We start from the raw sequence: 20,667 nt of genomic DNA on the forward strand, positions 1-20,667 counted from the left end.
GGTTGCCACACGAACAGTATCCACTATACGGAAGAAAGTTTCCACAAAAATGTGTGAGCAATTTGACATTGCCGATGACGCCCAGCAGACTCGGAGCAGTTGTTCGGAAATGGTATTCCGAACGGTGAAAGTCATTCAGCGCCTGCCAAGGAGGTCACCGTGGACCTGGCCGAGTTCAACCGACTCCCAGCCGATGATGCCCGCGGAATTCTGCGTCCCTGCCTCGACGTCGACCGGTGGATCGACGCGATCGTCGACGCCCGCCCCCTGGCCGACCTCGACTCCGCCGAGGCGGCGTCCCGCGCCGCCGCACCGCTGACCACCGCCGAGATCGACGCGGCGATGTCCCATCATCCGCGCATCGGTGAGAAGGCGAAGGGTGACAGCGCCGAGGCGGCCCATTCGAGCCGTGAACAGGCCGGACTCGGCACCTTGGAAGCAGACGTGCAGTCCCAGCTGGCCGCGGGCAACGCCGCCTACGAAGACCGCTTCGACCGCGTCTTCCTCATCCGCGCCGCCGGTCGCACCCCTGAGGAGATCCTCTCCGAACTGCAGCGCCGCATGGACAACACCGACGAGGATGAGACCGCCGAGGTCGGGCAGCAGCTCATCCAGATCGCCGAACTGAGACTCGAAGGGATCCTCTCATGAGCTTCATCACCGCCCACGCGCTCGACTCCATGGTCGGCACCCCCGCCGCCGACCTCGAGGTCACTCTCTACTCCGGTGCCGAAGTCATCGTCTCGGCCCGCACCGACGACAACGGGCGAGTCTCCGACTTCGGCCCCGACCACCTCGAGCCGGGGGACTACCGAATCGTCTTCGGCACCGGCGACTACTTCGCTGCCCGCGAGATCGATCACTTCCACCCCGTGGTCACCATCGACTTCACCGTCCAGGCCGGGCAGGAGCACTATCACATTCCCCTGCTGCTCAGCCCCTTCGCCTACAGCACCTACCGCGGCAGCTGAGCCGCGCCCACAATCGCTCACAGGGGAAGCAGGCCCCCTGCAGGATCTCCATCCTCAACAAACCGCCGAAGCCGACCGGTCCCTGCCGGCAGGCCTCGCCAAACGAATGGTCACGGCGTGTGCAGGTGCGCACGCCGACGAACTGGAGGAAGAAAATGAGCAAGGTCCGACTGACATCGAACCAGTACGGCAAGGCGGAGAACCGACTCATGCGGGTCTACCGCGACACCGACCGCCACGAGATCCGCGATCTCAATGTCACCTCACAGCTGTGGGGCGACTTCGAGACCGCTCACACCGAAGGCAACAACGAGCACGTCGTCGCCACCGACACCCAGAAGAACACGGTCTTCGCGAAGGCCAAGGAGCTGGGCGTGAGCTCGCCCGAACAGTTCCTCATGGGCCTGGCCGACCATTTCACCTCAAGCTTCGACTGGGTCACCGGCGGACGCTGGGAAGCCGAAGAATACGGCTGGGACCGGATCAACGACCACAAGCACTCGTTCTACAAGTCCGCACCCGAAGTCCGCACCGTCGTCTTCACCCGAGACGGCGACAAGGACACGCTGATCTCCGGCTTCAACGGACTCACCGTGCTCAAGACCACGGAGTCGGGCTTCGTCGGCTACCCGAAGGACAAGTACACGACCCTGCCGGAGACCCAGGACCGCATCCTCGCGACCGATATCGCCACCCGGTGGATCTACAACACCACCGACCTCGACTTCGAAGCCGTGTACACCAAGGTCAAGGAGATCATCCTCGACTCCTTCACCGATCACTTCTCCCACGCCCTGCAGCACACGCTGTACCAGATGGGCGAGAAGGTCATCGAGGCCGTGCCGGAGATCGACGAGATCCGCTTCTCCTGCCCGAACAAGCACCACTTCCTCTATGACATCGAACGTTTCGGGCTCGAGAACCCGAACGAGGTCTTCATCGTCGCCGACCGCCCCTACGGCCTCATCGAAGCCACCTTCACCCGTGAAGGCGTCGACGAGAACAAGGACGCATGGGCACAGGTCGCCGGCTTCTGCTGAGATCTGAACATCACCTGCTGAGACAGGACTTTCCATCTCCGGGCTCCCGGGGTACTGTTCCGGGAGCCCGGACCCCGTGAGAAGGAAACCCCGATATGACACAGGACACAACCTCGGCGAGTCCGAGGGGAAACGTCGACGAAGAGGTCGATGAATGGATCGAGTCCTGGGAAGGGCTCGTCGACGCGCGCGGAACCCAGCGCGCGGGCGAGATCATGGAGGCGCTGCGTGCACGCGCGGCCACGAACTCCGTCGCCCAGCCCAAGGTCACCACCACTGACTACGTCAACACCATCCCCGTTGACCAGGAACCGTTCTATCCCGGCGAGGAGAAGGTCGAGCGCCGCTTCCGCAGATGGCTGCGGTGGAACGCCGCCATGCTCGTCCATCGGGCGCAGCGGCCCGAGATCTCCGTGGGCGGGCACATCTCCACCTACGCCGGCGCCGCCACGCTCTACGAAATCGGATTCAACAACTTCTTCCGCGGTCAGGACCACCCCGGCGGTGGCGATCAGGTCTTCTTCCAGGGCCATGCCTCACCGGGAATGTACGCCAGGGCGTTCCTCGAGGGCCGCCTGACCGAGGCCGACCTCGACGGGTTCCGGCAGGAGGTCTCGCGTGCCCCGCACGGACTGAGCTCGTATCCGCACCCACGGCTGATGCCGGAGTTCTGGCAGTTCCCGACCGTGTCGATGGGTCTTGGCCCGATCAACGCTATCTACCAGGCGCAGATGAACCGCTACCTCCACAACCGCGGCATCTCCGACACCTCGGATCAGCGGGTGTGGGCGTTCCTCGGCGACGGCGAGATGGACGAACCCGAATCGCGCGGCGCCCTGCAGCTGGCCGCGAACGAAGGGCTGGACAACCTCACCTTCGTCATCAACTGCAACCTCCAGCGTCTCGACGGACCCGTGCGCGGAAACGGCAAGATCGTCCAGGAGCTCGAGGCGACCTTCACCGGCGCCGGCTGGGACGTCATCAAGGTGCTGTGGGGCCGCGAATGGGACGACCTGCTGGCCAAGGACCGCACCGGCGACCTCGTGAAGATCATGAACGAGACCCTCGACGGTGACTACCAGACCTTCAAGGCCGAGTCCGGCGGATTCATCCGCGACAACTTCTTCGGCCGGACACCTGCGACGAAGGGGCTCGTCGACCACCTCTCCGACGACGACATCTGGAACCTCAAGCGCGGCGGCCACGATTATCACAAGGTCTTCGCCGCCTACCAGAAGGCCGTGAACACCAAGGGCAAGCCGACCGTCATCCTCGTGCAGACCGTCAAGGGCTACGGCCTGGGCACGACGTTCGAGTCCCGCAACGCTACGCACCAGATGAAGAAGTTCACCGCCGACGACGTCAAGGCCTTCCGCGATCGGATGGACATTCCGATCAGCGACAAGGTCATCGACGAGGACCCGTACGCGGTGCCCTATTACCACCCGGGCAAGGATTCCGAAGAGATCCAGTACATGCTCGACCGTCGGCGTCAGCTCGGCGGATTCCTGCCGGCACGCAAACCCGAGCACAACAAGATCACCCTGCCCGCGCCCAGCGACAAGGCGTTCGCACAGACGAAGAAGGGCTCGGGCCAGCAGATGGCCGCCTCGACGATGGCCTTCGTCCGGCTGCTCAAGGACCTCATGCGAGAGAAGGGGCTGGGCGAGCGGATCGTGCCCATCATCCCCGATGAGGCCCGCACTTTCGGCATCGACGCGTTCTTCCCGACCGCGAAGATCTACAACCCGAACGGGCAGAACTACCTCGCCGTCGACCGCGAGATGTTCCTCTCGTACAAGGAGGCCACCAGCGGTCAGCTCCTCCACGTGGGCATCAACGAGGCCGGTGCCGCGGCCGGATTCACCGCCGCGGGAACCGCGTACTCCACCCACGGCGAACCGATGATCCCGATCTACGTGTTCTACTCGATGTTCGGGTTCCAGCGCACCGGTGACGCCTTCTGGGCCGCCGGCGACCAGATGACCCGCGGGTTCATCATCGGCGCCACCGCCGGACGCACGACCCTGACTGGTGAGGGCCTGCAGCACGCCGACGGACATTCCCCGGTGCTCGCGGCCACGAACCCGGCCGTGCGCGTCTTTGATCCGGCCTTCGGCTATGAGATCGGGCACATCGTCCGCGACGGTCTGCATCGCATGTACGGAGAGCACGACCTCGGCGAGGACGAGCGCAACGTCATGTACTACCTCACCGTGTACAACGAGCCGATGCTCCAGCCGGCCGAACCGGAGGACGTCGACGTCGAGGGCATCCTCAAGGGCATCCACCGCGTCGCCGAGGCGGCCCCCGGCGACCGTCCGCAAGCGCAGCTGCTCGCCTCCGGTGTGGCCGTGCCCTGGGCTCTCGAGGCCCGGGACCTGCTCGCCGCCGACTGGGGCGTCGATGCCGCCGTGTGGTCAGTGACCTCATGGGCGCAGCTGCGCCGCGACGGCCTCGAATGCGAAGCCGCGGAGCTCAGCGCCGCCGACGGCACCGAGTCGGCCGACCGCGTCCCGTACGTGCGTCAGAAGCTGGAGGGTCAGCCTGGCCCGATCGTGGCCACGAGCGACTTCGACTCCACCCAGCCGGATCTCATTCGGCCGTACCTGGACCACGATTTCGCGACGCTCGGCGCCGACGGGTTCGGTTTCTCCGACACCCGCGCCGCCGCGCGCAGGCACTTCAAGATCGACGCGCACTCGATGGTCGTGCGCACCCTGCAGCTGCTTGCCAAGCGCGGTGAGATCGACGGATCCATTCCCGCCGAGGCGGCTCGACGTTATCGTCTGAACGACGTCAACGCCGGCACCTCGGGAACGGCCGGCGGAGACTCCTGACCCGGTCCGGGAGCTGAAGCCAGAGTCAGCGGCCGCTCTGCATCTCTGCGGAGATGCGGGCGGCCGCGTCTTTGAGCAGGGGCACGGCGCGATCGGCGAACGACTGGTCGACGCGGCTGATCGGACCCGATACGGAGATCGCCAAAGGAGCGGGGGAGTCCGGGATAGCCATGGCGAAGCAGCGCACGCCGAGCTCCTGCTCCTGCTCGTCGATGGCATAGCCGCGCTCACGGATGCGGCCCAGCTCGGCCTCGAGGTCTTCGATCGTCCCGATGCTGTATTCCGTGGGGGTGGGCATGCCGGCGGTGGCGGCGATATGCCGGACCTGCTCGGACTCGAGCCCCGCGAGAATGGCCTTGCCGACCCCGGTGGCATGCATATGGGCACGGCGTCCCACCTCGGTGAACATCCTCATCTGGCGTTCGGAGGCGACCTGATCGACGTAGACCACCATGTCTCCGTCCATCGTCGCCACATTCGCCGACTCCCCGAGCTCGGCGACGAGCTCGCGCAGATAAGGGCGGGCGACGGCACCGAGCTGGGAGCCGGCGATATCGCCGAGTCGCACCAGCCCGGGCCCGAGCGCATAGCCGCGGTCGGGCAGCTGACGGACCACACCGAGGTTGACCAGGGTGTTGAGCAGACGATGGATCGTCGGCAGGGGCAGATTGACGTCCGCGGCGATATGGCTCAGCGTCGCCGATCCTGCGGAGTTAGCGATGCACTCAAGCAGTCCGAACGCGCGTTCGACGGACTGCACGCCGCCCTTGGACTGGCGGATCGCCGGGGTGTCCTTGCTGCTCATCGATGTTCCTTAATCTGTGGTGAGTCTCGGCAGTGAAACTCCGTTCAGTCTAGTCCCGAAATGGAAGAAACTTTCCGAATCCACTGACACCGTCTAGTATTTCCACTAGGCAAAAGTTATTATCCATAATACGGAAACTCGATATCAAGGAGGATATTGCCCATGGTCGCCACCAGCCCCGGATACTCCATCACTCTGCGCGTCGGCACCCAGGTCGGTCAGGCCTCGACCTCCGACCTCGTCGCCGCGGCCGCCGCCGCCGGCGCGTCAGTCACCGCCCTCGACGTCGTCGAGTCCACTCCGCGCTCGGTCATCATCGACGTCAGCGCCGATACCCGCGACGTCGCCCATGCCGACGAAGTCTCCGATGCGCTGGGTGCCCTGCCCGGAGTCGACGTCCACAAGGTGTCGGACCGGACCTTCCTGCTCCACCTCGGCGGCAAGCTCGAATCCACCCCGAAGGTGCCCCTGCGCAACCGCGACGACCTCTCCCGCGCCTACACCCCGGGTGTGGCCCGTGTGTGCAAGGCGATCGCTGAGAACAAAGAGGATGCGCGTCGGCTGACGATCAAACGCAACACCGTCGCCGTGGTCACCGACGGCACCGCGGTGCTCGGCCTCGGCGATATCGGCCCCGAAGCGGCCATGCCGGTGATGGAGGGCAAAGCCGTGCTGTTCAAGCAGTTCGCCGATGTCGACGCCTGGCCGGTGGCCCTCGACACGAAGGACACCGAGGAGATCATCTCCATCTGCAAGGCCATCGCACCGGCCTACGGCGGAATCAACCTCGAAGACATCGCTGCCCCGCGCTGCTTCGAGATCGAGGCCCGGCTGCGCGAGGAACTCGACATCCCCGTCTTCCACGATGACCAGCACGGCACCGGCGTCGTCACCCTCGCCGCGCTGAAGAACGCGCTCAAGGTCGTCGACAAGAAGATCGAGGACCTGCGCATCGTCGTCTCCGGAGTCGGCGCGGCCGGCAACGCCATCATCCGCCTCCTCCAGGTCGCCGGTGCCGCGAACATCATCGCCTGCGGCCGCGACGGGGCGATCGGCCCGGACTCGACGGTCGACACCGACCACAAGAAGTGGCTGCAGGCGAATACGAACCCCGAAGGCTTCTCCGGCACCCTCAAGGAAGCCGTCGTCGGCGCCGACGCGTTCATCGGCGTCTCCGCCCCGAATGTGCTCGACGGTGACGATATCGCGGCGATGAACAAGGACGCGCTGGTCTTCGCCATGGCCAATCCCGACCCCGAGGTGGACCCCGCCGAGGCGGCGAAACACGCAGCCGTCGTGGCCACCGGCCGCAGCGACTTCCCGAACCAGATCAACAATGTGCTCGCGTTCCCCGGAATCTTCCGCGGACTCCTCGACGCCGAAGCCCGCGACGTGGATGAGAACATCATGGTTGCCGCCGCCGATGCCATCGCCTCGTGCATCCCCGAGGACGAACTCCACCCCGGCTACGTCATCCCCTCCGTGTTCGATCCCGAAGTCGCGAAGAAGGTCGCCGAGGCGGTCGCCCGAGTCTCGTCCTGAAACCCCAGAGAGCCTTGCGTGCCTGGGGACGGAGAATGAGAGACAATGAGGCCAGGTCAGGCATCGCCGCCTCGCCGTCGAACCCCGTGCAGAGAAAGAGAATGTGAAAGTGGAACGATCAACACTCGCCGATATCGACTCACTGCTGGGAGACACGGACGAGCTTCTGGCGACCGCGTACCCCGGTGATCGCGACGTCCGCCAGCCAGTGCACACCGTGTACGTGCCCGGACACCGCACGAGTGCCGACCTGCCGTACCAGTGGGGGCAGCAGGCGCTCGAATGCGTCGAGGCCCACGGCGGAATGCTGCAGCTGGCCGAACGCGTCATCACCGCCGCCCGGAAGGAATCCGGTCCCGCGATCCCCGGTCAGGTGCCCAGCATCCACCAGGTTGCCCGGGAGGCCGAACTCCTCGCCGAGGCGGTCACCGCGAAACTCGAACGTGAGCCGATCGAGGACCTGCGTCTGGACTTCGAAGACGGATTCGGCGACCAGGGGGATGAGACCGAGGATCGGTGGGTCGTCCAGGCCGCCCGCGATGCGGTGGCCGGCCGCGCGGAGAAGGCAGCCCCCGGCTTCGTCGGCATCCGGTTCAAATGCATGGAGTCAGCGACCCGGGAACGCGGTCTGCGCACTCTCGACCTGTTCCTCTCCGAACTCATCAAGGCAGGCGGCAGCCTGCCGGAGAATCTCGTGCTCACCCTCCCGAAGGTCAGCACCGTCGATCAGGTCCGGGCGATGGTGCTCGCCGCGCGAGCGCTGGAAGCCGAGCACAGCCTCGGTGAAGGGACTATCACCTTCGAGATCCAAGTCGAGACCCCGCAGCTCGTCCTCGCCGCCGATGGCACCGTGCCGCTGGCGACGGCGCTGCAGGCCGGGGCCGGGCGCGTGACTTCGCTGCACTACGGAACCTATGACTATTCGGCGTCGATGGGAGTGGCTGCGGCCTACCAGGCGATGGACCATCCGGTCGCGGATTTCGCGAAGAACCAGATGATGCTCGCCGTCGCGGGCACCGGAGTCCACCTCTCCGACGGGTCGACGAACATCCTCCCGCTCGGCGAACCCGCAGAGGTCCACCACGCGTGGGCGCTGCACGCCGGCCTCGTCCGCCGCCACCTCAAACGAGGGATCTACCAGGGCTGGGATCTGCACCCGCACCAGCTGCCGACCAGGTTCCTGGCGACCTTCGCCTTCTACCGCGAAGGCGGGCCACGGGCGGCGCAGCGCCTGCACGACTACGTGTTCAAGGCGGATTCGACGGTCCTCGACGAACCCGCGACCGCGAAGGCGCTCGCCCGCTACCTCGACCGAGGGCTCGTCTGCGGAGCCCACACCGAGGAGTTCGTGACCTCGCGGACGAACCTCAGCCTCACCCAACTCGGGCAGCTCGCCCGCACCGGCTCGCTCGACTGAGCCCACTGACCACCGACCGAAGGAGACCCTGCCCATGACGACGACCGACCCGTACACCTACTGGGCCCCGACCGGCGGCCACCCGCCGCAGTCCGATCTGCTCACCGACCGTGCCCTCGTCACCGAGGCCTATACGGTCATCCCGCGCGGAGTGATGCGCGATATCGTCACTTCAAATCTGCCCGAGTGGACCGGGACCCGGTCGTGGGTGCTGAGCAAGCCCGTGGCCGGGGGCGCGGTGACGTTCTCGCAGACGATCCTCGAAGTCGCACCCGGCGGCGGCTCGCAGGCGCCGGAACCGCAGCCCGAGGTCGAAGGGTTCCTCTTCGTCATGGCCGGAACGCTCGAGGTCACCCATGAGGGCACCGCGCACACGCTGACTCCGGGTGGGTTCGCGTTCCTGCCCGCCGGATCGACGTGGTCGGCGACGTCCACTGGCACCGAGGCGGCCCGCTTCCACTGGGTGCGCAAACGCTACCAGCCCGTGGCGGGACTGACCCCTGAGGCGAAGTTCGGCAACGAAGCCGATGTCGAACCGTCGCCGATGCCCGGAACCGACGGACGCTGGCGCACGACCCGCCCGCTCGACCCGGACGACCTCGCCTACGACATGCACGTCAACATCGTCACCTTCGAAGCCGGAGCGGTCATCCCGTTCGCAGAGACGCATGAGATGGAGCACGGCCTCTACGTGCTCGAGGGCAAGGCCGTCTACCGTCTCAACGGCGACTGGGTCGAGGTGCAGGAGGGCGACTTCATCTCCATGCGCGCCTTCTGCCCGCAGGCCTGCTATGCCGGAGGGCCCGGACGCTTCCGCTACCTGCTGTACAAGGACGTCAACCGCCAGGTCGAGCTCTGAGCTTCTCGACGCTCCGAACTCCTGAGGGAACGCAAGAAGCGGCTGGTCGGAAAGGATTCCGGCCAGCCGCTTCTCCTGTATGTCAGTCGCCTGAGTGCGTCAGTCCACTCAGATGAGCTGCAGGGTCCGCGAGGTGTACTCGGAGACCTCCCTGAGTAGCGTCTCGTCATCGACGAGGTCGCGGCCGAGCGACGGGATCATGTCCTTGAAGCTCTTCTCCCAGCCCGCGAACTCGCGCGGGAAGCAGGTCTTGAGCAGTTCGATCATGATCGGCACCGCGGTCGAGGCACCCGGTGAAGCACCGAGCAGGGTCGCCAGCGAACCGTCGGCGGACGAGATGAGTTCGGTGCCGAACTGGAGGACGCCGCCCTTCTTCGGATCCTTCTTCATCACCTGCACGCGCTGACCGGCCTGGATGAGTTCCCAGTCGGCGGGGTCGACGGAGGGGATGAAGGTCTGCAGGGCCTCGAAGCGTGCCTTCTTCGTTGCGGCGAGCTCACCGAGGAGGTACGTGACAAGATCCGTGTTGTCCTTGGCGACATTGAGCATCGTGCCGATGTTGTTTCCGCGCACGGACAGCGGCAGATCGGTGAAGCGGCCCTTCTTGAGGAACTTCGGCGAGAAGCCGGCGTAGGGGCCGAACATCAGATAGTCCTGGCCGTCGACGACACGGGTGTCGAGGTGCGGCACCGACATCGGGGGAGCATCCTGAGCGGCCTGGCCGTACACCTTCGCCTGGTGGCGGGCGACGAGATCCTGGTTCGCGGTGCGCAGGAAGTAGCCGGAGACCGGGAAGCCGCCGTAGCCGCGTCCCTCCGGGATGCCGGACTTCTGCAGCAGCGGCAGTGCACCGCCGCCGGCGCCGACGAAGACGAACTTCGCGCCCACCTGGTGGGTCTCGTGCGAGAGCAGATCCTTCACGGTGAGAGTCCAGCCGTCGGAGGAACGGTCGAGGTCGGTGACCTGGTGGCTGGTGCGCACGGTCGCGCCCTTGGCGGCGACGTAGCTGAGCAGCTGAGACGACAGAGAGCCGAAGTCGACGTCGGTGCCCTGCTTGATGCGCGAGATGCCGTTGACCTGACCGGGACCACGGCCGGAGAACATCAGCGGCAGCCATTCGGCCTGAGTGTCCGCGTCCTCGGTGTATTCCATGTCCGCGAACAGCGGATTGCGCACCATCGTCTCGTAGCGGTTCTTGATGTAGTCACGTCCCTTGTCGCCGCGTCCGTAGCTGACGTGGGCGATGGGATTGATGAAGGTCGTCGGATCGGTGATGACACCGGTGTCGACGAGGTGCGACCAGTACTGGCGCGAGTGGTGGAACTGCTGGTTGATGTTCGAGGCCTTCTCCAGGTCGATCTGACCGTTGGAGTCCTCGGGGGTGTAGTTGAGTTCGCAGAGTGCGGCGTGGCCGGTCCCGGCGTTGTTCCAGGGGTCGGAGCTCTCCGTTGCCACATAGTCGAGCTTCTCGTAGACACGGATGTCCCAATCGGGCTGAAGTTCGGTCAGCATGGCGCCCAGAGTGGCGCTCATGATGCCGCCGCCGATCAAGACGACGTCGACTTTTTCCTGCGGTGAGGGCATTTGGACTCTCATTCCTCGTCTCTGACTACATGTATTCGTCTCTCAGGGTACTCTCCGGCATCGGCCCACCTGTAACCCGGGAGGAGGGAACGAAGCGTCGCGAGAGCATTCTCACAGCGGATGGACGTCCGCCCTGCTCGCCTTTATCCGACCATTCGGACGCTTTGGCAAGACAGTCTGTGTTGCCCGCCACAAGATATGCAACTATGGGCACATGTCCAAACGTTTCCAGCTCCGTGACGCGCTCGCCGAATTCCCTCCCTACGTTCCCGGCAAGCCTCCCGTCGCATCCCCCGGCCTGACCCCGTACAAACTGTCGTCGAACGAGAACCACCTGCCGCCGCTGCCGGGTGTCGTCGAATCGGTGGCATCCGCCTCGGCGATTCCGGGGAACTACCCCGATCCCACCGCAGCCGCGCTTGTGGCCGATATCGCCTCCCACCTCGATGTCGAACCCGCCGAGGTGGTCCCCGGCGCCGGGGCCTCCGAGGTCCTCACGGCGCTGACGAACATCACCCTCGAAGCGGGCACGTCCGTGGTCTATCCGTGGCCGTCGTTCGAGATGTACCCGATCCTCGCCTCGGCGCGGGGCGCGGAGAAGCGCCCCGTCGACCTCCTGGAAGACGGTCGGCACGACTTCGCCGGGCTGGCCGCGGCGATCGATGACACGACCCGCCTCGTGCTGCTGTGCTCGCCGAACAATCCGACCGGTCCGACGATCACCGATGCCGAACTCGAGGGATTCCTCGCCGAGGTGCCCGAGTCCGTCATCGTCGTCCTCGACGAGGCGTACCTCGAATTCGCCACCGAGGCGGCCGACTCCCTCGCCGCTCGCGCCAAGCACCCGAATCTCGTGCTCGCCCGCACCTTCTCGAAGGCGCACGGCCTGGCAGGTCTGCGCGTGGGCTACGGCATCGCCGACGCCGAGATCGCCTCGGCGATGCGCCAGGTCATCGCCCCGTTCTCCGTCACCGCCGGTGCCCAGGCCGCCGCCCGGGAATCCCTGGCTCGCGTCGACGAGGTGGCCGTGCGCGCCAAGGAAGTCGCCGCGGTGCGCGACCGGTTCGCTCACGATCTGCGGGAGCTGGGTCTGTCCGTGCCCGATGCTCAGGGCAACTATGTGTGGATCGCGCTCGACCCCGAGGCGGCCGTCGCCTTCGAAGGCGAGTGCGCGAAGCAGGCCGTGGCCGTGCGTCGTCTGCAGGGCGGTGTGCGTGTGAGCATCGGACCCGATGAGGCTCTCGAGCGCGTGCTCAAGGTCGCCGCGTCGCTGTGACGATGAGTGCGGAGACGACGGTGGGCACGGACCTGGACGGACTTGCGGCCGAGCTGAGCGCAGGCGCCCTGGTCACCGATCGGGATGTCATCGACTCCTATTCGGCGGACAAGGCCCTGTTCTGTCCGGTGGGGACCGCCTCGGCGCTCGTGCGAGCTGCCGACGTCGATGATGTGGTCGCGGTGATGCGCTTCGCCACCGCGCATCGGATCCCGGTGGTCACTCAGGGTGCCAGGACGGGTTTGTCGGGGGCGGCGAACGCCACCGACGGGGCGCTCCTGCTCAACGTCGCGAAGCTGAACGCGATCGTCGACATCGACGAGGTGAACCAGACCTGCCGTGTCCAGCCCGGTGTCATCAACCAAGACCTCAAGACCGCGCTGGCGGAGCACGGTCTGTCGTATCCGCCGGATCCGGGGTCGGTGGCGATCTCCACGATCGGCGGGAACGTCGCGACGAACGCCGGCGGCATGTGCTGTGTGAAATACGGGGTGACGCGAGACTACGTGCGCGGTCTGACCGTGGTCCTCGCCGACGGGACAGTGACCCGGTTGGGTCGGCAGACGGCGAAGGGTGTGGCCGGTCTCGATCTGGCGGGTCTGTTCGTCGGGTCCGAGGGGACTCTGGGAGTCATCGTCGAGATCACCCTCGGGCTCAGACCTCTGTTGACTCCGCCGGTGACCGGTGTCGGGATCTTCCCGGACTTGGAATCGGCCGGGCATACGGTCTCTGAGTTCATGGCCTCCGGGGCGGCCCCGTCGATGCTCGAGCTCATGGACGGAGGCACCGTGGGCATGATCAATGCCTATGGTGATTTCGGGCTGCCCGACGGGGCCGGTGCGCTGTTGTTGGTGCAGTCGGATGCTCCGGGGCAGGCCGGTGTGACCGAGCTGGAATCGTTCGAGGCGATCGCCAGAGCGCAGGGTGCCGATGAGGTGTTCTTCTCCGATGATCCGGCGGATTCGGAGATGCTGGTCGCGGCTCGTCGGGCTGTGTCTCCGGCGATGGAGAAGTACGTGTCGGGGCTTGGTGGGGGAGAGCTCATCGATGATGTGTGCGTTCCCCGGTCCCGCCTCGGCGAGTTCTTCGCCAGGTTGGATGAGATCGCGGCCCGGCATTCGGTGGAGGTGTCCACGGCCGGGCATGCCGGGGATGGGAATATGCATCCGAGTGTGCTCTTCGATGCCCAGGATGAGGCGAGTGTGGCCGAGGCGAAGGAGACGTTCGCTGAGATCATGCAGCTGGGTCTCGATTTGGGTGGGACGATCACGGGTGAGCATGGGGTCGGGTATCTGAAGAAGGACTGGCTGGTGCGCGAACTCGATGCGGGTGCGCGGGCGCTGCAGACCTCGATCAAGGCGGCGGTGGATCCGTTGGGGATCCTCAACCCGGGCAAGATGCTCGGCTGATTCTCCTCTTCATGTCTCGGAATGTGACGGTTCGCGACCGACTGTGACCGGTCGCGGCCGGCCCCGTCAGGGCGCGGCCTAAGGTGCTGGGAAAAGAGAGGAATCCCCATGACGCTCACCCAGCTGCCCGTTCTCGACCTCAGCCTCGCCGATGACCCCGCGACCGCCGAACAGTTCCGCGAGGACCTGCGTCGCGTCACTCACGAGATCGGCTTCTTCTACCTCACCGGCCACGGCATCCCCGACGCCGAATTCAGCCGCATCATCGATGTCGCCGGCCGCTTCTTCGCACTGCCGGAGGACGACAAGCTCGCGATCGAGAACACGAACTCCCCGCACTTCCGCGGCTACACCCGCACCGGCGGCGAACGCACCCAGGGCCGCGTGGATTGGCGCGAGCAGATCGACATCGGCCCCGAACGCGCACCCGTGGCCGAACCGGTCAACGGCTTCGACCATCTCACCGGACCCAACCAGTACCCGGAATCGCTGCCCGAGCTGCGGGAGGCCACGGACTCCTGGCATGCGCAGCTGAGCGAGGTCGGCGCACGCCTCCTCGAACAGTGGGCGCTCAGCCTCGGCCAGCCCGGCGATCATTTCGCCGACGCGTTCGCCGAGGATGCCGAATCCTTCATCAAGATCGTTCGCTATCCCGAAGCCGAGTCCGAGTCCGTGACTCAGGGGGTGGGCGAGCACCGCGACGGCGGCACCCTGACCCTGCTCTACCCGCAGCCGGGCACCACCGGTCTGCAGGTGCTCACTGACGACGGTTGGATCGATGCGGATCCGATCGAGAACACCTTCGTCGTCAACATCGGCAAACTCCTCGAAGTCGCCACGAACGGCTACCTCAAGGCCACCGTCCACCGGGTCCTGCCGACCGGTCCCGGCCAGGACCGCATCTCCATCCCATTCTTCTATAACCCGGCGCTCAGCGCCCGCCTGCCCGAGGTCGCACTGCCCGACGAACTCGCCGCCGAGGCCCGCGGGGTCACCGACGACGAACGCGACGCCCTCCACGCCGTCTATGGGGAGAACGCCTTTCTCTCCCGACTGCGCTCCCACCCGAACGTCGCCGAGAAGTACTATCCGGAGCTCGTCGGCGCTCAGGGGTGAGGGATCGCGTCAGCGGCTGGTCCGCTCCGACAGCTCTGCGATGTCGTCGGGACGGACCCGGCAGCAGCCGCCGATGATCCGTGCGCCGAGGCGGGTCCACTCCGCCGCCGGCCACGACCCGACGCCGGGCTCCGCGCCGTCGTGCCACGTCAGAGTGTCCGCGTCGTAGGTTTCGCCCGAGTTCGGGTAGGCGATGAGCGGCAGGTCTGTGTGCTTGGACAGTTCGCTCAGCGCCGGGGTCACGAGGGACGGGCGAACGCAGTTGACCCCGATCGCATACACGCTCGCCGAGGCGGCCACCACCTCGGCGAGGTCCGCCAGGGTGCTGCCGTCGGGCATGGTCGGGGCGGTCGTGTCCGTGGTGCCCTGTAGAGTCACGGTCACCCAAGCCGGAAGGCCGATGTCCTCGGTCAGAGCGATGAGGGCGCGGATCTCATCGAGGCGCGGTTGGGTTTCGATGGCGAGCAGGTCCGCACCCGCCTCGGCGAGGGCTTCGATGCGCGGACGATGGAAGGCGGTGTAATCCTCAGGACTCCGGTGATAGCTTCCCGTGTACTCGGCGCCGTCGCCGAGCGCCGCACCATACGGGCCGACAGACCCGGCGACGAGGATACTTGTGCTTGGTGCGGCACAGCGATCTGCCGCAGCGCGCGCGATGCGCACGCTGTCGCCGGTGATCCGGCTGCCCTCCTCGGCGCTGATTCCCGCCGCGGCGAACCCGAGCGGCGTCGCCTGGTAGCTCGCGGTCGTGAGTATCCGGGCTCCGGAGTTCGCGAAGGCGGTGTGCACAGCGCGCAGGGTGTCGGGGACACGGCGGATGAGCTCGGCCGACCACAGTGCATGGTCGAGGTCGATGCCGCGATCCTCGGCGGCACTGCCCAGCCCGCCGTCGATGACGATGGGGGCGGCCACCTCGGCGAGGGTGAACATCTGGGTGAACGTCATGGACTTAGTTAAGCTTGTCTGGTGACTACAGACGAAACTCCGGCAGCATCCGAGACCGCCCCCATCAACGACCGATCGCAGTTCGGCTTCGAGGTGGGCACCCGCATGGACACGGGCGGCCGCACCGGAGTCATCCGCACCCCGCACGGCGACATCCAGACCCCCGCGTTCATTCCCGTCGGCACGAAGGCCACGGTCAAGGCCGTGCGCCCCGACGAGGTCGCCGAACTCGGCGGTCAGGCGGTGCTCTCGAACGCCTACCACCTCTACCTGCAGCCGGGATCGGACCTCATCGACGAGGCCGGCGGGCTGGGGAAATTCATGAACTGGCCCGGACCCACCTTCACCGACTCCGGCGGATTCCAGGTGATGAGTCTCGGCTCGGGGTTCAAGAAGGTCATCTCGATGGAGTCGACGGGGGAGCAGAACGACGAGCTCGTCGCCGTCGGCAAGGAACGGCTGTCGAACGTCGACGATGACGGGGTCACGTTCAAGTCCCACCTCGACGGATCGATGCACCGGTTCACGCCGGAGATCTCGATGCTGGTGCAGCACGAACTCGGCGCCGACATCATGTTCGCCTTCGATGAGCTGACCACGCTGGTGAACACCCGCGGCTACCAGGAGGAATCGCTCGAGCGGACCCGGCTGTGGGCGATCCGCTGCATCAAAGAGCACTTCCGCCTCACCGAGGAGCGGTCGCACCGGCCCTACCAGGCGCTCTTCGGGGTGCTGCAGGGCGCGCAGTACGAGGATCTGCGGCGCAAGGCCGCCCGCGACCTGGGCGCGATGGACTTCGACGGCTACGGCATCGGCGGGGCACTGGAGAAGGAGAACCTCGGCATCATCATCCGCTGGGTGTGCGAGGAACTGCCGGAGAACAAGCCGCGGCACCTGCTCGGCATCTCCGAACCCGACGACCTGTTCGAAGCGATCAAGACCGGCGCGGACACCTTCGACTGCGTCTCGCCCTCCCGCGTGGCCCGCAACGCCGCGATCTACACCCGCGACGGCCGGTACAACCTCACCGGCGCGAAGTACCGCCGCGACTTCGGCCCGCTCGATCCCGACTGCACGTGCTACACGTGCCAGAACTACTCACGGGCGTACCTGCGGCACCTGTACAAGGCGAAGGAGATGCTCTTCTCCACCCTGTGCACCATCCACAACGAGCACTTCGTCGTCTCGCTCGTCGCCGAGATCCGCCAGGCGATGATCGACGGCCGCTTCGACGAGCTCGAAACCGAAGTCCTCGGCCGCTACTACGCGAAGAAGTAGCCGCGCTTCAGGCGGTCGCTGCGGTCGCCCGCCGGCCCGTACCGGTCAGTCATCGACTTCTGATCAGCACATCGAGTTCTATCCCGATGACCTGATCAGAAGTCGATGTCGGCCAGGGACAAAACTCGATCACACTCGCCGACAACCGCTTTCCGTTCGGGCTGACCACTGGGCGTCCGGTGCATCAGTTCGCGAACGCGCGCCGGTCGGCTAAGGCGTCATTGAAATCTACGCTTCAGCCGCGTCGAGTTCGTAGCTGGGTTCGTGGCGTTTGACGAGCTTGATGACCCGGTAGGTCACGGGCAGGAAGATGATCTCGACGGCGACCTTGTAGACGAAGCCGACGATGATGTAGTTGAGGAAGTCGAGCCCCGGGATGACACCGGCGAAGGCGATGATGCAGAACAGCAGCGTGTCGACGAACTCGCCGACACCGGTCGACGTGAGCAGCCGCACCCACAGCTTCGACTCGCCCATGCGCTTCTTCACCGCCACGAGCACCCACGAGTTGAGCAGCTGGCCGACGAAGTAGCCGACGAGGGAAGCCGCGACGATGCGCGGGTAGAAGCCGAGCACGGCGGCGAACGCGTCCTGGTTCTCGTACCCGGGCCCCGGAGGCGAGATGAGCACGAGCCAGAAGACGAAGGTGGCCAGGATCTGCAGGGCGAATCCGGTGATCACGGCTTTGCGAGCGGCTTTGAAGCCGTACACCTCGCTGATCACATCACCGAGGATGTAGGCGATCGGGAAGAGGAACGCGCCGCCGTCGGTGACGATCGGACCGAAGCCGATGACCTTCGTGGCCGAGATGTTCGAGATGATGAGCACCGCGCAGAACACGGCGAGGAAGACCGCATAATAGCGGCCCCGGGAGGAAGCGAAAGCTGCGAATCGTGCAGCCGAGGTGGTGGTGTGCGCCGGATCGGTGGTGCGATCCGGCTGCCCAGACTCGGACTCGGAACGCCCAGACTCAGGACTCTTCTGCGACAACGGTGATTTCCTTTCCTCCGGTGACCGTGAGCAGCTGCTCGTACGTCAGAGGCACCATCGAATTCGGTGTCCCCGCGCCGGCCCAGAGAACAGGATAGTCCTTCAGCGACACATCGACATAGGTCGGAATCGGCCCCGGATGACCGCAGGGAGCGACCCCGCCGATGACCTGCCCCGTGGCCTCGCGGACGAGTTCCTTCGACGCCCGGTCGAGGGAGTCGACGCCGATGAGTTCGGCGACATGTGCGGTGTCGACCCGGTGGGCGCCCGAGGCCATGATGAGCACGGGTTCGCCGCCGGAGGAGAAGATGAGGCTGTTCGCGATCGCTCCGACCTCGATGCCCAGCGTTTCGGCCGCTGCGGCCGCCGTCGGCGTCGAGCCGTCGAAGATCTCGATGCGCGGATCGATGCCCGCAGCCGCGAGATCGGCGGCGACCGCCTCGTGGTTGGGGTGATCCCACCTCGCCGAGGCGGCTCCGGACTCGGTCTCGGTGGTTTCCTCCCCGTCGACCTCGGTCACGGGTTCCGCGAGGCCGCGACGGCGCAGCAGCGGGGCGACATCCGGGCGGGTGCCGAAGAAGCGTTCGATCGCCGCCATCGGGTCGACAGAATAGCCGGGGGCGAGGATCGCCTCGCGGAAGGCATCTCCGGCTTCTCGGTTGAGTCCGCCCTGGGACTCGAACCATTCGCTCACCCAGGCGGCGATGACTTCGGAGTAGAGGTAGGAGTAGTAGCCGGCCGCATACCCGGAGGCGAAGATGTGCCCGAAGTACGTCGACCGGTAGCGCGGCGGAACGAGCGGCGAGAAGCCGGCCGCGGCGAGCACCTCCGATTCGAAGGACAGGACTTCGGTGATGTGCTCTCCGGCCTCGAGCGAATGCCAGGACAGGTCGAGCATGGCAGCGGCGAGATATTCGATCGTGTCGAATCCCTGCCCGAACTTCTCCGAGGCGATGAGCGCGTCGACGAGTTCGGCCGGCATCGGCTCGCCCGTGTCGACGTGCTTGGCGAAGTGGGGGAGGACCTGCGGGTGGAAGCGCCACATCTCGTTGAGCTGGGATGGGAATTCGACGTAGTCGCGGGGGACGGCGGTGCCGGCCGTCGACGGGTAGGTGGAGTTCGCGAAGAGCCCGTGGAGGACGTGGCCGAATTCGTGGAAGAACGTCGTCAGCTCGGTCGGATTGAGCAGCGTGGGCCGGCCCGGACCGGGCTTGGCGAGGTTGAGCGAGAGGGTGACGACCGGCAGCAGCCCGGTCAGCCGGGAGGCCGGAACCAGCTGGTCCATCCAGGCCCCGCCGCGCTTCGTATCTCTCGAGTACGGGTCGATGAGGACGAGCCCCAGGTGACGTTCGTTGACATCGGTGACCTCATAGACGCGGACGTCCTCATGCCAGGCGGTGACGCCCTCGTACGGGGAGAACGTGATTCCGTACAGTCCGGTGGCGGCCCGGAAGACGCCTTCGGTGAGGACTGTGTCGAATTCGAAGTACTTGGCCACCTCGTCGGGGTCGATGCCGAATTCGTCGGCGCGGAACTTCGCAAGGTAGTACTTGACGTCTTCGGACGCGACCGTCTCGAGGCCGTAGCGCTCCTTGACCTGCGCAAGTTCCTCATCGAGTTGGGCATTCGCGGGATTGATGAGAGAGGAGACGATATCGGCAGCGGCATCGGGGTTGCCGGCCGTCTGATTGTCGATGGTGAAGGACGAGTAGGAAGGGTATCCGAGCAGATGCGCCTTCAGTGCACGCAGCGCCGTGGTGTCGGCGACCTGGGTGCGGGTGTCGCCGTCGCCGCCGCGGGATCCACGGGCCATCGAGTTGTTCAGCACGTGCCGGCGCGTCTGTGCTGTGCTCAGGGATTCGAGCACACCCTGCTGGGTGAAGTTGTTCAGCGGCAGCAGGTAGCCGTCGACGCCGCGCTCGGCGGCACGATTCGCCGCTGCCGCAATCTGATCGTCGTTCATCCCGGCCAGGGAATCGGCCTCACTGAGGTGGACGGCCAACTCGCGCGTATCGAGCTGCAGAGCGCGGGAGAAGGAGTTCTCCAAAGTGGTCAGTTCGGCCGCGATCGTGGCCATCTGCTCGCGTTCGTCCTCGCCGAGGCGGGCGCCCGCACGCACGAACTGATCGATGGTCAGTTCCTGCTGACGCTTGTCCTCGGGGTTGAGGTCGGAGACCGAAACCTGCTCGATGCGGTGGAAGAGGTCGACGTTCAGCAAGATCTCGGTCTCGGTGGCCGACAGGAGCTCCCAGGTCTCGGAGATGGCGTCGGTGAGTTCGGGACGCAGATGATTCGACTCGATGGCTGCCGCCACGGAGGCGATGCGGGTCATCGGCACGGACGCGGATTCGAATCTCACCGTGGTGGAGAAAAACGTGGACTCGGCGTCGTCGGCGATGATGGCAGCCACCTCGGCGCGGGCGAAATCGGTCGCCGTGCGAACCGCGGTCAGCAGCGTCTCCGGGGTGACTGCGGCGAAGTCGGGCAGCGAATAGTCGGACTGCGGGTCGAGGAACGCTTCCCAGACATCGATGCTGTTCGGATCTGCGCTCATGCTCGACGATTCACTTTCTGAAGCGGTTGGGGGTTCGCTCC

General features: G+C 65.9%; 16 protein-coding genes. 11 read left to right on the top strand and 5 right to left on the bottom strand.

All coding sequences use genetic code 11. The features are described 5' to 3' along the window. Positions 1-159 precede the first annotated feature (159 nt). The 4 genes from uraD to aceE all read left to right on the top strand — a co-directional run bounded on the left by uraD (position 160) and on the right by aceE (position 4,851). The gene (gene uraD / locus KTJ89_RS05220; protein ID WP_139469311.1) at positions 160-651 is read left to right on the top strand and encodes a 2-oxo-4-hydroxy-4-carboxy-5-ureidoimidazoline decarboxylase; all 492 of its coding nucleotides are present in this window, start codon (positions 160-162) and stop codon (positions 649-651) included. Next, positions 648-971, top strand: coding sequence for a hydroxyisourate hydrolase (gene uraH, locus KTJ89_RS05225; protein WP_181270990.1), 324 nt, complete (start codon positions 648-650; stop codon positions 969-971). The genes uraD and uraH overlap by 4 nt, the downstream gene beginning before the upstream one ends. Positions 972-1,126: 155 nt before the next feature. Beyond that, positions 1,127-2,011 carry a factor-independent urate hydroxylase gene (gene pucL / locus KTJ89_RS05230; protein WP_139907127.1) on the top strand — a complete coding sequence of 295 codons (885 nt, stop codon included), beginning with the start codon at positions 1,127-1,129 and terminating at the stop codon, positions 2,009-2,011. A 95-nt stretch (positions 2,012-2,106) separates the two neighbouring features. After that, positions 2,107-4,851, top strand: coding sequence for a pyruvate dehydrogenase (acetyl-transferring), homodimeric type (aceE, locus tag KTJ89_RS05235; protein ID WP_139907128.1), 2,745 nt, complete (start codon positions 2,107-2,109; stop codon positions 4,849-4,851). Positions 4,852-4,876: 25 nt separating this feature from the next. On the opposite strand, the gene KTJ89_RS05240 is transcribed toward aceE, so the two are convergent. Further along, entirely contained in the window at positions 4,877-5,656 is a 780-nt protein-coding gene (locus KTJ89_RS05240) for an IclR family transcriptional regulator (RefSeq protein WP_139907129.1), read from the bottom strand. Positions 5,657-5,818: 162 nt separating this feature from the next. On the opposite strand from KTJ89_RS05240, the gene KTJ89_RS05245 reads away from it, so the two are divergent. From KTJ89_RS05245 to KTJ89_RS05255, 3 genes are all read left to right on the top strand, one after another. Then, entirely contained in the window at positions 5,819-7,198 is a 1,380-nt protein-coding gene (locus KTJ89_RS05245; protein WP_139469319.1) for an NAD-dependent malic enzyme, read from the top strand. Positions 7,199-7,307: 109 nt separating this feature from the next. Next, on the top strand, positions 7,308-8,615 hold the full coding sequence (locus KTJ89_RS05250; protein WP_259356994.1) for a DUF6986 family protein: 1,308 nt from the start codon (positions 7,308-7,310) through the stop codon (positions 8,613-8,615). Positions 8,616-8,649: 34 nt separating this feature from the next. Next, positions 8,650-9,474: a bifunctional allantoicase/(S)-ureidoglycine aminohydrolase gene (locus KTJ89_RS05255; RefSeq protein WP_139469323.1), complete on the top strand. Its 825-nt coding sequence runs from the start codon at positions 8,650-8,652 to the stop codon at positions 9,472-9,474. Between the two features lie 108 nt (positions 9,475-9,582). On the opposite strand, the gene KTJ89_RS05260 is transcribed toward KTJ89_RS05255, so the two are convergent. Next, entirely contained in the window at positions 9,583-11,058 is a 1,476-nt protein-coding gene (locus tag KTJ89_RS05260) for a malate:quinone oxidoreductase (RefSeq protein WP_259356995.1), read from the bottom strand. A gap of 214 nt (positions 11,059-11,272) precedes the next feature. Here KTJ89_RS05260 and KTJ89_RS05265 point away from each other — a divergent pair, with 214 nt between their 5' ends. The 3 genes from KTJ89_RS05265 (at position 11,273) to KTJ89_RS05275 (ending at position 14,859) form a co-directional block, all read left to right on the top strand. Continuing rightward, the gene (locus tag KTJ89_RS05265; protein ID WP_139907131.1) at positions 11,273-12,334 is read left to right on the top strand and encodes a pyridoxal phosphate-dependent aminotransferase; all 1,062 of its coding nucleotides are present in this window, start codon (positions 11,273-11,275) and stop codon (positions 12,332-12,334) included. A 2-nt stretch (positions 12,335-12,336) separates the two neighbouring features. Further along, complete coding sequence (locus KTJ89_RS05270; RefSeq protein ID WP_259357224.1) at positions 12,337-13,743, top strand: FAD-binding oxidoreductase; 1,407 nt, start codon at positions 12,337-12,339, stop codon at positions 13,741-13,743. A 108-nt stretch (positions 13,744-13,851) separates the two neighbouring features. Then, complete coding sequence (locus tag KTJ89_RS05275; protein ID WP_259356996.1) at positions 13,852-14,859, top strand: isopenicillin N synthase family dioxygenase; 1,008 nt, start codon at positions 13,852-13,854, stop codon at positions 14,857-14,859. Between the two features lie 9 nt (positions 14,860-14,868). On the opposite strand, the gene mmuM is transcribed toward KTJ89_RS05275, so the two are convergent. Continuing rightward, positions 14,869-15,804 (bottom strand): homocysteine S-methyltransferase, encoded by a 936-nt coding sequence (mmuM, locus tag KTJ89_RS05280; protein ID WP_259356997.1) that lies wholly within the window; start codon positions 15,802-15,804, stop codon positions 14,869-14,871. Positions 15,805-15,825: 21 nt separating this feature from the next. Between mmuM and tgt the strand changes: the two genes are divergently transcribed. Continuing rightward, on the top strand, positions 15,826-17,082 hold the full coding sequence (tgt, locus tag KTJ89_RS05285; RefSeq protein WP_259356998.1) for a tRNA guanosine(34) transglycosylase Tgt: 1,257 nt from the start codon (positions 15,826-15,828) through the stop codon (positions 17,080-17,082). Between the two features lie 228 nt (positions 17,083-17,310). Here tgt and KTJ89_RS05290 read toward each other — a convergent pair whose 3' ends face one another. Continuing rightward, entirely contained in the window at positions 17,311-18,072 is a 762-nt protein-coding gene (locus tag KTJ89_RS05290) for a queuosine precursor transporter (RefSeq protein ID WP_248284022.1), read from the bottom strand. After that, positions 18,053-20,626: a M3 family metallopeptidase gene (locus KTJ89_RS05295; protein WP_259356999.1), complete on the bottom strand. Its 2,574-nt coding sequence runs from the start codon at positions 20,624-20,626 to the stop codon at positions 18,053-18,055. Before KTJ89_RS05295 ends, KTJ89_RS05290 begins: the two co-directional genes overlap by 20 nt. Between the last annotated feature and the right edge of the window lie 41 nt (positions 20,627-20,667).

Origin of the sequence: Brevibacterium sediminis, from assembly GCF_024895295.1 — a bacterium.
GTDB classification, from domain to species: Bacteria; Actinomycetota; Actinomycetes; order Actinomycetales; family Brevibacteriaceae; genus Brevibacterium; species Brevibacterium sediminis.